The organism is Vibrio navarrensis (genome assembly GCF_015767675.1).
Taxonomy (GTDB): Bacteria; Pseudomonadota; Gammaproteobacteria; order Enterobacterales; family Vibrionaceae; genus Vibrio.
In genome coordinates, this window is the sequence record NZ_CP065218.1 from 113,889 (window position 1) to 128,461 (window position 14,573).

The 14,573-nt window shown below is 46.6% G+C and carries 12 protein-coding genes; 5 read left to right on the forward strand and 7 right to left on the reverse strand.

Annotated elements, in window-relative coordinates; genetic code table 11:
- Positions 1 to 11: 11 nt before the first annotated feature.
- Entirely contained in the window at positions 12 to 1,772 is a 1,761-nt protein-coding gene (locus tag I3X05_RS17365; protein WP_045572224.1) for a bifunctional metallophosphatase/5'-nucleotidase, read from the reverse strand.
- Positions 1,773 to 2,018: 246 nt separating this feature from the next.
- Here I3X05_RS17365 and I3X05_RS17370 point away from each other — a divergent pair, with 246 nt between their 5' ends.
- Complete coding sequence (locus I3X05_RS17370) at positions 2,019 to 3,653, forward strand: ATP-dependent endonuclease (protein WP_193187133.1); 1,635 nt, start codon at positions 2,019 to 2,021, stop codon at positions 3,651 to 3,653.
- A gap of 209 nt (positions 3,654 to 3,862) precedes the next feature.
- Here the strand turns inward: I3X05_RS17370 and I3X05_RS17375 are convergent, their stop codons facing one another.
- Together I3X05_RS17375 and I3X05_RS17380 are read right to left on the reverse strand one after the other, a co-directional pair.
- Entirely contained in the window at positions 3,863 to 4,336 is a 474-nt protein-coding gene (locus I3X05_RS17375) for a DUF1097 domain-containing protein (RefSeq protein ID WP_039427557.1), read from the reverse strand.
- 213 nt (positions 4,337 to 4,549) lie between these two features.
- Entirely contained in the window at positions 4,550 to 5,455 is a 906-nt protein-coding gene (locus I3X05_RS17380; protein WP_039435159.1) for a LysR substrate-binding domain-containing protein, read from the reverse strand.
- A gap of 261 nt (positions 5,456 to 5,716) precedes the next feature.
- On the opposite strand from I3X05_RS17380, the gene focA reads away from it, so the two are divergent.
- A complete protein-coding gene (focA, locus tag I3X05_RS17385) occupies positions 5,717 to 7,168 on the forward strand; it encodes a formate transporter FocA (RefSeq protein WP_337971334.1) in 1,452 nt (483 codons plus the stop codon).
- 61 nt (positions 7,169 to 7,229) lie between these two features.
- Here the strand turns inward: focA and I3X05_RS17390 are convergent, their stop codons facing one another.
- Together I3X05_RS17390 and I3X05_RS17395 are read right to left on the reverse strand one after the other, a co-directional pair.
- On the reverse strand, positions 7,230 to 7,799 hold the full coding sequence (locus I3X05_RS17390) for a YceI family protein (protein WP_337971335.1): 570 nt from the start codon (positions 7,797 to 7,799) through the stop codon (positions 7,230 to 7,232).
- Positions 7,796 to 8,338: a cytochrome b gene (locus I3X05_RS17395; RefSeq protein ID WP_045572296.1), complete on the reverse strand. Its 543-nt coding sequence runs from the start codon at positions 8,336 to 8,338 to the stop codon at positions 7,796 to 7,798. Before I3X05_RS17395 ends, I3X05_RS17390 begins: the two co-directional genes overlap by 4 nt.
- Before the next feature lie 411 nt (positions 8,339 to 8,749).
- Here I3X05_RS17395 and I3X05_RS17400 point away from each other — a divergent pair, with 411 nt between their 5' ends.
- Entirely contained in the window at positions 8,750 to 9,385 is a 636-nt protein-coding gene (locus I3X05_RS17400; protein WP_045572220.1) for a hypothetical protein, read from the forward strand.
- A gap of 262 nt (positions 9,386 to 9,647) precedes the next feature.
- Positions 9,648 to 10,451, forward strand: coding sequence for an EAL domain-containing protein (locus I3X05_RS17405; RefSeq protein ID WP_193167670.1), 804 nt, complete (start codon positions 9,648 to 9,650; stop codon positions 10,449 to 10,451).
- On the opposite strand, the gene I3X05_RS17410 is transcribed toward I3X05_RS17405, so the two are convergent.
- Positions 10,452 to 11,714 carry a DEAD/DEAH box helicase gene (locus tag I3X05_RS17410; RefSeq protein ID WP_045572218.1) on the reverse strand — a complete coding sequence of 421 codons (1,263 nt, stop codon included), beginning with the start codon at positions 11,712 to 11,714 and terminating at the stop codon, positions 10,452 to 10,454.
- A 46-nt stretch (positions 11,715 to 11,760) separates the two neighbouring features.
- Positions 11,761 to 12,363 carry an ACP phosphodiesterase gene (locus tag I3X05_RS17415; RefSeq protein WP_045572217.1) on the reverse strand — a complete coding sequence of 201 codons (603 nt, stop codon included), beginning with the start codon at positions 12,361 to 12,363 and terminating at the stop codon, positions 11,761 to 11,763.
- A gap of 513 nt (positions 12,364 to 12,876) precedes the next feature.
- Between I3X05_RS17415 and I3X05_RS17420 the strand changes: the two genes are divergently transcribed.
- Positions 12,877 to 14,310, forward strand: coding sequence for a methyl-accepting chemotaxis protein (locus tag I3X05_RS17420; RefSeq protein WP_193167669.1), 1,434 nt, complete (start codon positions 12,877 to 12,879; stop codon positions 14,308 to 14,310).
- The last annotated feature ends 263 nt before the right edge of the window (positions 14,311 to 14,573 follow it).

Consider the following 14,573-nt stretch of genomic DNA (forward strand, 5'->3'; position numbering starts at 1 on the left):
CACAGCAAACTCTATACCAGTTTTAACCTGTTGGACGAAACACTCACTGACTCATTTAGCACATTCGGTACATCTTGTAGGTATTCAATAAAACAGTCCGCCATCGATAGCGTACTGACAAAACCATCGCCTTTCATCTTACCCAACGCTTCGTAGCCCTCTTTGCCTTTCATGGTGTAGGCTGACGATGTGCCGCGATACCACACATCCGCCTCGACATTCTGCCAATGACCCGAGTTCAAGATTTGTAGATTTTCAATCCGTTGTCCCATCGGGTTATGCGGCTGATAATCAAAGCGCAAGCCGTAAGTGTATGGATAGCTTCCAGACCCCGTACCTTCAACACCATTATTGATGGCGTTATTAATCGCGCCCTCAATAGCCGCGGCAATCGTCTTCCCCTGTACATCATAAAAACCGACAGGAACGGCAAAAGGCAGCAGTTTTCCGGCCACATCGGCCACCGAGACTTCTCCGGGATTTAGCGAGTTTCTTACGCCACCGGCGTTATGTAGCGCAAACTGAACGTTATGACGTCGCTTATTCAGTGCATGGACAAAAGACGCGGCCACGAGTGGCGCTAAGGAGCTCGGACCTTCGTCATCAGGAATTCGTACGTGACGTAACTTTTGCTCTGCGTTGGCGATGATCGACTGCTGCAGCTTTCTCACTCGAGGAATGTATTTGTTGTGCATAATATCTTGGATTTGTTCATCCTTTTTGCACACCACCACATTGAGCTGCCCATCAATAAAATCAGCCGCTTGATTATACCAATCGCAAGTCCCTTGTTGGTTAAGGCCAGGATCGAGGAACATACGCCGACCAATCAGCAGCTCATTGCGCCCCTGGAAGTTACTCACTCGACCATCGGCTTCAAACTGGATTTCACAGTGGCCCATGGTCATCGAGTGGTAACCTGCTTGCACAATGAATGTCTCGTTAATTTTCAAACCATAGTCGTCATCTTTTCCGAGTCCGACTGCGCTAAAGTCACCCTGTAACCTGTGGCTGTGTCCACCGATAATAAGCGCGATGCCATCCACCTGACGTGCCAGTTCAATATCGCCTTCATAGCCAAGGTGACTAAGCAAGATGATTTTATTGATGCCACGATGCTGCAACAGTTCAACCGTATTTCGCGCAGTATCTATTGAATTTTCAAACGGCGTATCCGGGTCGGGGTTGGCAATGTCGGCCATTTTATCCAGCGACAGGCCAAAAATGGCTACGGGTTCACCGTCGATCTCTTTGATGATGTAGTCTGCGGTGTGCGTTTCGCTTTGAAAACTCTTCACGTTGTCCGCATCACGTAGTGTTAATGCTTTGTCTTGCCGTTCATGACTCAAATTCCAGTTACCAGCGAGCAGAGGAAACCGAACCCGACGGACAAACTCCGCGACCGGCTCATTGCCCATATCCAGCTCGTGATTTCCCAACGCCATCGCATCAATGGCCAAGGTATTGAGCAGATCCGCATTGGCTTTGCCTTTAAATAGGGAAAAATAGAGCGTGCCTTGGAAACAATCTCCAGCGTGCAAGAAAAGAAACCCTTTTTTCTGTCTCTCCGCTTCTTGTTTGATCTGTTGGGCGCGAGTCGCGATACGAGCAAAGCCGCCTGCACTTACGTAAGGTTCAATGAGGTTCTCGCCGATTTGAATCGCGAGCTGTAATGACGTTGGCTCAAAATAGGAATGAGTGTCATTGATGTGTGCCAGTTTCAGCGTGACTGGCTTATGCGTTTTTATCATAGTCACTTTCTCTCTCTTCATTCCTTTATACTTAGAACAGAATGATGACAGAATCGTGAATTTTATGAAACTCCAATGCAAAAAGAAAAAGTGACTGAGTCGGTTGTCACAGCCTGTTGGTCATGAATGTTTAATAAATCGCCAAGCGCACGCAATTTGTGACTCCATAACAAACAAGCGCTTAGAAATTGACATATGCTTACTATCAGCACCTTTCACTTTACATTCAGATAATTAGTGGTGCAGCGATGTCTCAGGAGGATGCCTATGTTGTTAGAACGGATCGAAGTTGCTGGCTTTCGTGGTATCAAACGGTTATCCCTTGCGTTTGATGAATTAACCACTTTAATTGGCGAAAATACCTGGGGTAAATCGTCTCTGTTGGATGCCTTGTCGGTGGTCCTGCCTCCTAATGGCGTGCCATACCAATTTCAGATGTCCGATTTTCATGTCGACTACTCCATTTCTCATCCACAAACGCAGCATCTACAAATTGTGCTCTGTTTTCGTTCTACCGACAGACACGAAAACAAAGCGGGCCGTTACCGACGATTGAAACCGGTTTGGTGCAGAGATGACAACGGCGATCACCGTATTTTTTACCGTATCAGCGCGTCGCGTAACGGCTACGACATTTCGACCAGTTACGCCTTTTTGAATCTTGATGGTTCGACCAAAAGCCTTCACCATTCGGAAAAAATTGCCCAAGAGCTAATGTCATTGCACCCGGTGATTCGCCTGCGTGACTCTCGCCAGTTTCCTGAACTACCAGGCTCAACAGCCAACGGTAAAAATGCACGGATTGAAAAACGTATCGACAATACCTGCCGCAGGCTGATGGCCATTCCTGGCCATGTGAACAAGGGGGAAATGCGCAGCAGTTTAAAATCAATGCATTCTCTGATTGAACATTACTTCTCTTTCAAAAGTGTCAGTAAAAATGACCCGCGCAAACCACGCGATGGCCTGTTCTACAATTCAACCTCTTCTGAAAAAAACCTTAGCCAATTTATTGAAGAGACGAACAACAAACAGACCAGACTCCTTTTGATGGGCTTGCTAAACGCCTATCTACAAGCTAAAGGTCCGGGCGATTTACGCCGTTGTGCAAGGCCGATTTTGATCATTGAAGATCCTGAAGGTCGTCTGCATCCCACACATCTCGCTCGCGCTTGGAGCTTGCTGCAAATGTTGCCCATGCAGAAGATTCTCACCACCAACAGTGGCGCGCTGCTGGGTTCTGTGCCACTGGCCTCGCTTCGCCGCTTAATTCGTCAATCGGATCGCACCATCGCTAAATCGATTCAGTCGCACCGCTTTAGCGTCGATGAGTTGCGCAAGATTGGTTTTCACATTCGCTTTCACCGCTCTGGAGCGCTGTTTGCCCGTTGCTGGTTGTTGGTAGAAGGAGAAACCGAGGTATGGCTGTTTAACGAGCTGGCCAATCAATGCGGCTATAATCTGGCCGCGGAGGGAGTACAGATCATCGAGTTCGCACAGTCTGGCTTACGTTCTTTGATCAAAGTGGCTAAAGCATTTGGCATCGATTGGCATGTTGTCACCGATGGCGACGCCGCAGGGAAAAAATACGCAACAACCGTGCGTTCGATGCTCGGCCACGACCAAGCACGCCATCGCTTAACCGAATTACCCGATCACGACATTGAGCATTTTCTATATAATCATGGCTTTGATAAGTTCTTTAGGGACCTTATCAAAATTCCTTATGAACATCCGATCCCGGCGAAAAAAGTCGTCACGCGTGTATTGAAGAAACACGCTAAGCCCGATTTGGCGCTGGCGATTGTTTCTCACTGTGAGCTCAATGGCGTGGAATGTATCCCGGTGTTGCTGCGTTGGACACTGAAACGCGTGGTAACGATGGCCAATGGCAACACCTAGTTGCATGAAGAGATACCAATACATTTCAAATAAACATCAATGCGAATGATGACACATATCAACTTGGCTGCATCTCCCATCCAAAACACCGAAGAGAAAAAAAGCGCATCTGAAAAGATGCGCTTGTATCAAGTATCATATTGACTGATAGAAAGTATAAAGCGGGATTAAACTCTACACAGGGATACAAATAGATCGGGGGGTCTACCTCACGCTTGCCTTGCAAGTGATGTAGTGACTGATTTCTGGTGAAGCCACAGGCCAGATGTTTTCATCAGGTAACCAAAGACGCCGCCCAACAACAGTGAAGGGACAACCAACTGCCAGTTACCATCCGCAGCAAATGTTGCACACGAACCGATGAACGTTCCGGGAATGTAAGCCAACCAAGTTTGTTTCGCTTGAATACACATAAGAAACGCCACTACAGCGGTTATCACATAGCCAAGAATCTCAAGGCCAGCGAATGTCGAACCGTAGATGATCACCATCGCCCAAAACACACCTGTCATATTGGTGAGCAAGCTTTCAATCAAGCCCTTAACACCAGCGTTAGGCGAGGCAAAATAGCTGGTGCATCCTAAGAAGCCAGCCCAAGATAAAAGCCCAAACGAGATGGCAATCCATCCCCAAATGCCAGACAGAATGCCTGTTGTCAGCGAAATAGCGACTAATGTACTCATAGTATTCTCGACCCAAACCGGTGAGTAACTGCATCTGCATACTCACAACTCAATCAGGCAACAATACTAAGTGAAACGCCTTCACCCTCTAGTGATAATGATCACAATAGGAAATAATAGTTTTCACTTATTGCATTGATAATTTGACGCAACCGATAAATCAACAGATTTAGGTATGATTGTTTTGAGTCTAAAAACTGAACTGTACTCTGCTTACAACACCGTTGGACGCCCTTTCATCATACGTAGCCCCTCCCTCTTGATGCACTCAAGCAAAGGATTTTCTGCCATATCTGCGCGCCAGATGAAGGACAAGGTCCGTTCCATACTGAGCTCAGGCACATTCAGCGCAACCAGACGCCCCGCTTCGATGTGACGCTCAACGTCTAAATACGGCAAGCACGTCAGATATGAGCCATTTTCCACCAAACTTCTCAGCACTGGGACGTGTTCATACTCACGCCACACATCCAAGTCTTCCACCAAATGATGAATGGAACTATCAAAAACTTTGCGAGTGCCCGAACCATGCTCACGCAATACCCAGCGGGCCTGTTCAAGCTGCGCTAAACTGACCGTGTCACGTTTGGCAAAAGGATGGTTGGCCGAAGCAACCACCGTTAGGTGATCGCGGCACCAGACTTCCTGATTGAGCCGATTGTCATCACAGCGCCCTTCAATGATGCCGAGGTCATAGCGGTAATCCAGCACGCCCTCAATCACCCCTTTGGTACTTTTGACCCCAAGAGAAATGCGCATCTCTGGAAAGTCGTTATCAATAATACTGATGAGATCGGGAACCAAGTGTTCCGCTGGGGTCTGACTCGCGCCAAGTCGGATTTCACCACTGAGCAAATGCTGCTCATAAAACCCCATTTCGATTTGCTGCGCGTCTTGCAACAATCGTTTCGCTTTCGGCCGAAGCCACATTCCCCAATGTGTCAAAGCCATCTGCTTACCTTGGCGCTCAAACAGCGGGCGCCCAAGCATTTTCTCCAGTTGAGCTAACGACATACTCGTTGCCGATTGGGTGAGTGCCAATTTGTCCGCCGCCTGACTGACACTGCCAGAATCGGCAACGGCATCAAATACTGCCAACTGTTTTAACGAATAGCGCAAAATTTCCTCCCTAAATTCAAGCGTCTCATCAAATTGATGAGCAATGGGTTTCATTTTACGCTTCTCTTTTTACATATCAAAGAATTTGATGAGCTTTCTAAAAATTATCAATTTTACCTCTAGATAACCGCCCCTTAATCTGATTGTGCGGTTCGGGAACACCGCACTCACTAACAACGTCAGGGCTTATAACTTAAGGCTTGGATTAACAAATATAAATGAGCTAAGGAGCAACAATGAATTCAGAAAAAAGGAGTCGATATGTCAGTGGCTACCTCTGAAAACACACAATACTTTTCACCAAAAGAGATGATGGCAGAAGCAGAGAAATTCGCACTCAGCAAGGCGAATAAAACCAGCGCCATGACACTTGGGCTCGCCATTATGGCTGGTGCATTTATCGGCTTGGCGTTTCTTTTCTATATCACAGTAACAACGGGGAGCAGCAGTGCGGGCTGGGGATTAAGCCGCCTGGCTGGCGGGCTCGCATTCAGCATGGGGCTTATTCTGATTGTCATCTGCGGCGGGGAGCTATTCACCAGTTCGGTTCTATCAAGCATCTCTTGGGCAAATCGACAGATCAGCTTTGGCAAAATGCTCTCTATTTGGGGAAAAGTGTATGTCGGCAACTTTATCGGCGCGATGTTCTTGCTGCTGCTGGTGACCTCTGCCGGGCTGTATCAAATGGATGGTGGTCAATGGGGATTGAATGCACTCAATATTGCCCAGCACAAACTGCACCACACCACGGTTGAAGCATTTTCGTTAGGTATCTTATGTAACCTGTTGGTCTGCTTGGCAATTTGGCTGACATTTAGCTCCGCTAACGCGATGACAAAAGCCACAATGACCATGTTACCCGTGGCCATGTTTGTCAGCAGCGGCTTTGAGCACTGTGTGGCGAACATGTTTATGGTACCGCTTGGAATAGTCATCGCCAACTTTGCACCGGACGCGTTTTGGTCGCAAATCGGTGTATCGGCAAGCCACTATACCGATCTCAACATTGGCCACTTTATCACGGCGAATCTCATCCCGGTAACGCTTGGCAACATCGTCGGTGGCGCGGTACTGGTCGGGTTAGCAAACTGGTGCCTCTATCGCCGCCCATCACTGAAGGCGGCCAACATCAGCACAATTACACAAACAAAAAATATTACGTCAGTTAAGGAATTTACTATGAAAAACGCTTATATCGTCAAGGACATCATGAATAACGCGCCCGTGGTACTAGGGGTTGAAATGCCGATTGCCACTGCACTCGACACCTTGTTAGACAATCAACTGGTCAGTGCTCCAGTGGTCGATATCGAAGGCCGTTTGGTCGGTTTCCTCTCCGCTCACGATGTGATGGTCGACCTATGGTGTCAAGATTATATTCCCAATGCCGAGCAGAAGGTGGTGGATCTGATGAGCCGTGATGTGATTGCAATTGATATCAATGACCGCTTAGTCGACGTGGTGGAGTTTCTTTGTATTGATAAGGAGCAGCTTTATCCGACCAGCAGTATGGGCATCGCCACCCGCATGACGTCTCTCTCTTTGGAAGAGCGCGCGAAAAGTATGAAAGTGAGCAAGCCACATGTCTTGCCCGTGCTGGAAAATGGCAAACTCGCTGGCGTGGTCTCGCGCAAAGAAGTACTTGCGGCGCTACGACCAATCTACGGCGAGCGACTAAACCTGGTGATGTCTCGCGAATTAGAAAGAGCTTAATACGCTCTCTAATACAGCAAAGCCTCCGAGATGGAGGCTTTGCTTTTTGTTGAATCAAACCTTACTTTTTGATCCCTTCAACATGCAATTCCATGTCCACGTAGCTAGACGCGCCCATGACCGCGATATTGAAATCGGCCAATTCTAAGCGAGTTTCACCGGTAAAACCAACACGCTCACCGCCCCATGGATCTTTACCTGCACCCACAAACTCTGCGGCAATCGTGATAGGTTTAGTGACACCGTGTAGCGTCAAGTCACCCATAACATCCAGTTTACCATTGCCTTTGTCCACCACTTTGGTACTGGTGAACGTCGCTGAATCAAATTTACCCGCATCGATGAAATCGCTGCTGCGGATATGCTTGTCACGCTCTGCATGATTAGAATCTAGGCTGCGAGTGTCAACGACAACCTGCACTTTAGAAGCGGCGATATTGTTTTGATCGTAGCTCAACTCACCAGAAAACTTATTGAAACGCCCTTTGATAAAACTATAACCCAAATGGCTAACTTTGAAGTTAACTGACGCGTGTGCCCCTTTTGTATCAATCACATAATCCGCCGCGTTGGCAGTAAATGGCAGTGCCATCGCAAACGCAAGCCCTGTAGCAAGCAGTGATTTTTTCATTTTGAAGCTCCTATCATTTTTCTTAACGTATTGTCCTTGTTGACAAAGTGATGTTTTAAGGCAGCAAGCGCGTGAAGTGCCGCTAAACCGATCAGCAGCCAAGCTGCGTAGAAATGGACCGTACCGGCGATGTCTGACTGGTTTGCAAACAACTCACCCAAACTCGGCACAGTAAACCAACCGAACACTTCAATCCCACGGCCATCAGAGGTGGAGATGAGATAACCTGATATGAAAATCACCATCATCAGAAGATAAATCGAATGATGGGCCGCTTTAGCTGCCGCAATTTCCAGCTTAGAACCTTCTATTTTTGGAGAAGCGGTAAGTGCTTTCCATAGCAGTCTAAACACAGTGACGAGCAACAGAAGAATGCCAACTGAACGATGCCAGTCTGGTGCAGTTTTGTACCATTCACTGTAGTAAGAAAGATCGACCATCCATAAACCGACAGCAAACATGGCGACAATCACCACCGCCGAAAGCCAGTGTAAGATCCGAGCCACCGCATTGTATTGTGTTACCTGAGTTTCCTTCATGTGTAGATCACCACCCATTGCGAAATAGTTAATAAGCATAAGTCTCGGACTTAATATAACTTTTTAAACAAACTAAACGAAATTATTTACCAACTTTTACCCATCAGCGACCTAGCCAGATGAATCAACTTGTTCGAAAATTTCGAAGGAACTTCAAACACCTGAGAATAGGTCATTTTTATACAAGTACATTGTGAGATACATAGCTCTTTCCATTTGATTTATCGATAGTTTTTTCAATAGGGGCCAGATAACACAGTTGCATAGGATGACAGGTAAGAGGAGTTAACACTATGTTAAAAGGCGCAAAAATATGATGTTTTGATCAAGAACTTGTAAGCAAATGTTAGTTGGAGAAAATCAAACATGCTAACCTCACCCGCCGTGAAACGTATTTGATAGGGAAATGACTTGCTACTCGATTTGGTTATAAAAAGCGTCAATAACTTTCAGGATGATTGTTTGAAGCTTTGCGAGAAACACTATCCAGCAGTGCATAATCACGGGATGAATGAGCATCATCTCGCTTTGGCGTTTGCGCGTCGCATGCAAAACACCCTCCGACTGTTTAACCATGAGAGTGTGATTGAAGCGTTGGAAACCGTTGAGCAGCCCGATCTCCCCCATCAGTACCGAATCTCGTCGGATATCGGCACAGTGTGGGTGCTGTCGCATCACATGATCAGCGCGGGAAAAACATGTCGCGACAATCTATTGGCGTCCATCACCGAGTGGCAAAGTGAATATGGTTATGCTATCCAACCAAACGATCTGCTGTTTTTGGTAGGCGATCATTGGATAAGCCGCAGTAAAACCAGCCGTGAACTGCTCTATTGGTGGATGGGTTCATTGCCAGATCAAGTCACTGAGTACAGTGAACAAGGCATCTCTCTCTACACCTGTGATTCCCAGTTCACCCAAAGTCTAGAAGGGCGTTTTAACATTTCGCCCTGTTACCTTAAGTTTGGCCACCCGTTACGCCGTACAAAGAACCAACAAATGGTACGCAAATATATTCAGTTTTATGCGGTTTTACAGTGGCATTAAACCATATAAAACTGAGAGCACATCCGTTACACAACCGAGGTAAAATAAAGAAACTGCACGAATATCAAGGACGACAACAAAGTTTGACCTGCTTCGATAATCCTTGAGTAAAACCACAAGGGGGCTTGCTAAGTCTAAAACCTGTGGGGTAGAAAGAACGAGGGCGCAAAACCCGCTAGCATATTTTACGTTGTATTTTTGACAACTTTATTAATTTTGGGTGAGCCAGTTTCACCATATTGAATTTTGAGCCTTAATTAGAATGAATACGCTAACAGCAGAAAGACTGGATGAATACATTTACACCGCGTGTGATGGACAGTTCGTTGCTCACTACAAAGATATGACTTTGCGCAGTGTTTTTCAGCCGATCTACAAGAAAGACATGACTTTGGTCGGTTTGGAAGCCTTAGTACGAATAGACTGCGCTGACGGTAGTACAATCAGGCCTGATCTCTTCTTTCATTGCGATGATGTGTCGCCAACTGACAGGCTCAATGTCGAAAGACTGAGCCGCATTATTCATATCCGCAACTTTGCCCTTTCCCGCTACAGAGATAAACATCTGTTTTTGAACGTGCTGCCGCATGCCATTGAACGACTGGCCAATGAAGAGCTCAGTTACAACTTTCTACTAAGGACAATCCAAGAGGCAAACTTACGACCCAGTCAAATTGTCATGGAACTGATTGAAGTGCACGTTAACTGTGAGCAAGAGCTGCAATTTGCCACTCGGTCGCTCAGTCGTAATGGTTTTATGTGGGCAATTGATGACTTTGGCGTAGAAGCGTCGACGCATGAGCGAACTAGGAACATTCTGCCCAACATCATCAAACTCGATCGCTCTTTACTACAAAGATACGAGCAAGGTGAGACGGCATTGCTTCTGGCAGCGCTTGAATTTGCTGATGAAATGAATTCGATGACAGTGATCGAAGGGATTGAAACTGAGCATCAGCTCGCTTTGATGAAGTTGCTCAATTTGGACATGTACCAGGGTTACCTGCTTGCCATGCCCAAATCGTTATCGGAAGAGCATCTGTTCAGCGCGGTTTGTTACGCTTAATCAGTTTTTCTTTCCGCGCCCTTGGTGAATTTTCAGCTTTGCCTTCAGTTTACGCTTGTCGGCCGAACGGCTTTTACGTTGGCCTGTTGCATTGTTATCAATAAAAGTGCTGGCAGGACTTGGCTCAAAGCCGGCTAACCACTCTTGCGGCAGACGTTGATCAAGTAAATTCTCAATCGCTGTCAGCAAATACTCTTCGTCGTGGGACATAAAAGAGACAGCTAAGCCACTTTGCCCTGCGCGTCCGGTACGGCCAATGCGGTGCACATAATCTTCCGCTTTGTATGGCAGGTCATAGTTAATAACTTGCTCAAGCTGAGCGATATCCAGCCCACGCGCGGCAACATCTGTAGCAATCAAGGCTCTCACTTTACCGCTTTTAAAATCATCCAACGCTTTCTGACGTGCGCCTTGCGCTTTATCCCCGTTTATCGAAGCTGCTTTAATGCCATCAAGTTTCAGTTCATTGACCAATTGATCACTGCCCTGCTTAGTTTTGGTAAACACCAATACCTGCTGCCAGTTGCGTGAACCGATCAAATACGCCAACAGTTCACTTTTGCGCTTTTTATCCACCGGATAAACCATCTGCCGCACTTTCTCAGCAGTGCTGTTTGCCGCCGCGACTTGGATCTCTACCGGCTCTTTCATCAAGCGATAGGCCAAGGCTTTAATTCGAGTGTCAAATGTTGCGGAAAACAGCAGGGTTTGTCTTGCTTCTGGCATACGCTTTAAAATTCGCTGAATATCCGGCAAGAAGCCCATGTCCAACATGCGATCGGCTTCATCGAGCACCAACAAGTGCGCGTTAACTAAAGTGGTTTTTCTGGTAAACAGGTGATCAAGCAGACGTCCTGGGGTCGCGATCAAGATGTCTACGCCATTGGCTAAGTTCTTCACTTGAACATTGATGCTGGTGCCACCGTAAACAGTAACGATTTTTAACGAGGTGTGCTTGGCGTATTGACTCAAATTGTCGAATACCTGCTGCGCCAATTCACGGGTAGGCACAACCACCAGCGCTCTTGGCGTTGCTCTTTCTTCTTTAGTATCCACATGATTGGCTAACAACATTTGGATAAGCGGTAAACCATACGCGGCGGTTTTACCTGTCCCAGTTTGTGCCCCAGCCAACACATCTCTGCCAGCAAGGACAGGCGGAATCGCTTGCTGCTGCACGGGTGTCGGTGTTGAAAAACCAAGTTCAGATAAAGTGTCGCTCAACGCTGGTTCTAAACCGAGTTCAATAAATTTCGCTGTCATGGGGCCCCCGTAAAAATGAGCGCGGATTTTATCAGAGCTAAGATGATTAGACTATCGATGAGACCAATTCTTTCTGCTGATTGAGCGCATACGTCATCACTTCAGGATACAAATACGCAAACTGCTCGGCGAAAAATGGATAGTGGCGAGCAAGCGTCGTACCACACTCACTTAATGGCGCCATACGTAGACTGCGCTGTGACATTCTTGACAAAGCAAATTCGATATTTTGCATCGACTGGTAGGACTGTAGCCAGCGTCCTGACCAAATTTTACCGTTAACCAAGACAAAACGATGCGGCAAGACCACTTGCGGAGCGTTATTGACCGCCCTTTGTGCTAGCTCGACAAAATCCTCCAGTGTTTGTGGGTGATAGTTCGACCAATGACGCGCTAGACAGTGATCCCAAAACACATCTAACGCGATAGGGGCAAAGCGCCTTAGTTCAACTGGAAAGTGCATTTTGCATTCTCTGAGTAAATCATGCTGATCAGTGAAGCTATCGATCAATCGATGTAAACGGATGCCGTCTGCAATGGCTTTCGGGTAGTGTGCATAGGGATCGCCTTTGACAAAATCGCCCAGCAAATTGCCTAACAGATTACTGCCAGCAAACTGGGCGAGATGCAGATGAGCAAGAAAATTCATTTCTAGATGGGCAATCAATGCAATGCGGGAGGCAAGTGTCGGCGTTTAAACACGAGATTATGCCTCGGATTCCGCCCCAGATTCTTGCTCTTGATAATCAGATAGGTCAAAGCCGATTTCCAGCGCATCCAACCATTCCAGAGATTCTTCATTCTTGAGATATTGGTCTGACATAAGACCTCCTTGTGTGTTGAGCAAATACACTCTGCTCTTTTATCTTTATCACGACAGCTGTTATAGGCCACATTAGTAACACAAGAAAGACGCAACTTCTATCTCCGAGACACAGCTCATAAGTAACCGTTTGCTTTAATTTAACTGCGCGACGTTGTACAAAAGCTTAACGGCAAGTGAGCAGCTCATTTGTCATGGAAATGACATAACAATGAGCTATTGTTCACAATTTTAAGAATGGGATGAATTGTTATTACATGATTTTCTAATCTATATCTCATAATCTCAGCCAATATATCGATAACTTTAGCCATGAATCGATCTCTAAACGGAGTTTATATGAGAGAAGTTGAATTCAGAACCATTGATCGCTTGTTTATCAAGATGTCCATCAATGACAAAATCTGGGTAATTTTCGCGCTGTTTATTGTTGCATTATCCGCCGTTGCGGGTAACCACTATTTAACCAGCTTAGAGCACATAGAAAGCAAAGCAAAATTGGCGGCTGAATCCCAACTTAAAGGGATACTCGCCACCAATGATACCAACGTGATCCTCGCGCAAAATGGGGTATCGCGAGTTAGTAGCGCCCAAGCGGCTGTTTACCAAGACGGCGTAACACGTGTCGTGCAGCAAGGTCGCGATGGGCAATACTATCAACTGACGATCAATAGCAAAAACGCAGACAATACTCAGCGCTCTTCTGCTCTCACGACATTTTTGCTGAGCTACCTGTGGGCGATTCCATTTGCCATTTTCTGCTATTGGGTAGCAACCTTCTTGGGCGGGGCTTTGTGGGTGCTCTACACCACCACACAAAAAATTGCTGAAGGTGACCTCACCTCTCGTTTGGGCTTTCACCCCGGTCGAGATGAGTTCGGCACTATAGGTTGTGCTCTCGATAAAGCGATGGATACCCTGACTCAGCTGGTAAAAAGTGTCAAGCAAAACGCCACCACTCTTAGTGAAACCAGTGCCTCGTTTGAAAGTGAGATGAAGCAAAGTGGCGTACAAATTAATAACCAGTACTCCTCTCTCGATTCCGTTGCCACCGCCATGGAGGAGATGACCGCTTCAGCGAAAGAAGTGTCAAACATTTCCCAGCAAGCCACACACCAAACTGAGTTGGATGCCCAACACATCGAAGGTAGCCATAAACGCGTTCAATCTGCAATTGCTGAAATCGAAAGGTTGTCTGGCTATATTGAAAAAGCGTCGACATCGGTCTCCACGCTCAACGAGAACACCACGCAGATTAACGAGGTGATCACCACCATCAACGCCATTTCAGAACAGACCAACTTGCTGGCACTGAACGCTGCGATTGAGGCGGCCCGCGCGGGTGAACAAGGTCGAGGTTTTGCGGTCGTAGCAGACGAAGTTCGCACTCTCGCCAGTCGCACTCAAGCAGCCACGGTTGAAATTCAAGCGATGATTGAAAAACTGCAGACAGAGAGCCAGAACATTGCTTCGATCACCGCGCAGACAGTAAACCAAGCGAAAACCAGTAGTGGCTTGATTGCCGATATTGGCTCAGATGTGCAAGCCATCGCCAGTTCTGCACGTTCTTTGATGGACATGAGTATTCAAATCTCGACCTCAGCGGAAGAGCAAAGTGCGGTTGCTAACGACATCGCCGCTGAACTCAGTGATATCCGTACGCAGTCAAACGCGATTCGTCGGTTTGCTGAACAGTCTTCTCTGGGGGTTGCTAATCTGACCAAAGCCTCACTTTCATTATCACAAATATTGAAACAGTATCGTACCCAATAAGCCGGTTCAGTATAAATGGCACGAAAAAAGCTCCCTAGGGAGCTTTTTATTTATTGGGGAGATTTCACTGAAAAGACGTTCAAATACTCACTAAGTTGTATAATTAGCATGAAGCTCGTCTCAAGTTTTTGTTAATTCGCATGAAAAAGTGTCGTGAAGTTAAACATTTGACCTATCCTATCGATGCCAATTTTTTTGCTGCTGGTGACTAAAAATGACAACTTACAAATATATAAACACAACCGATGAGATCCTCTGCCCTC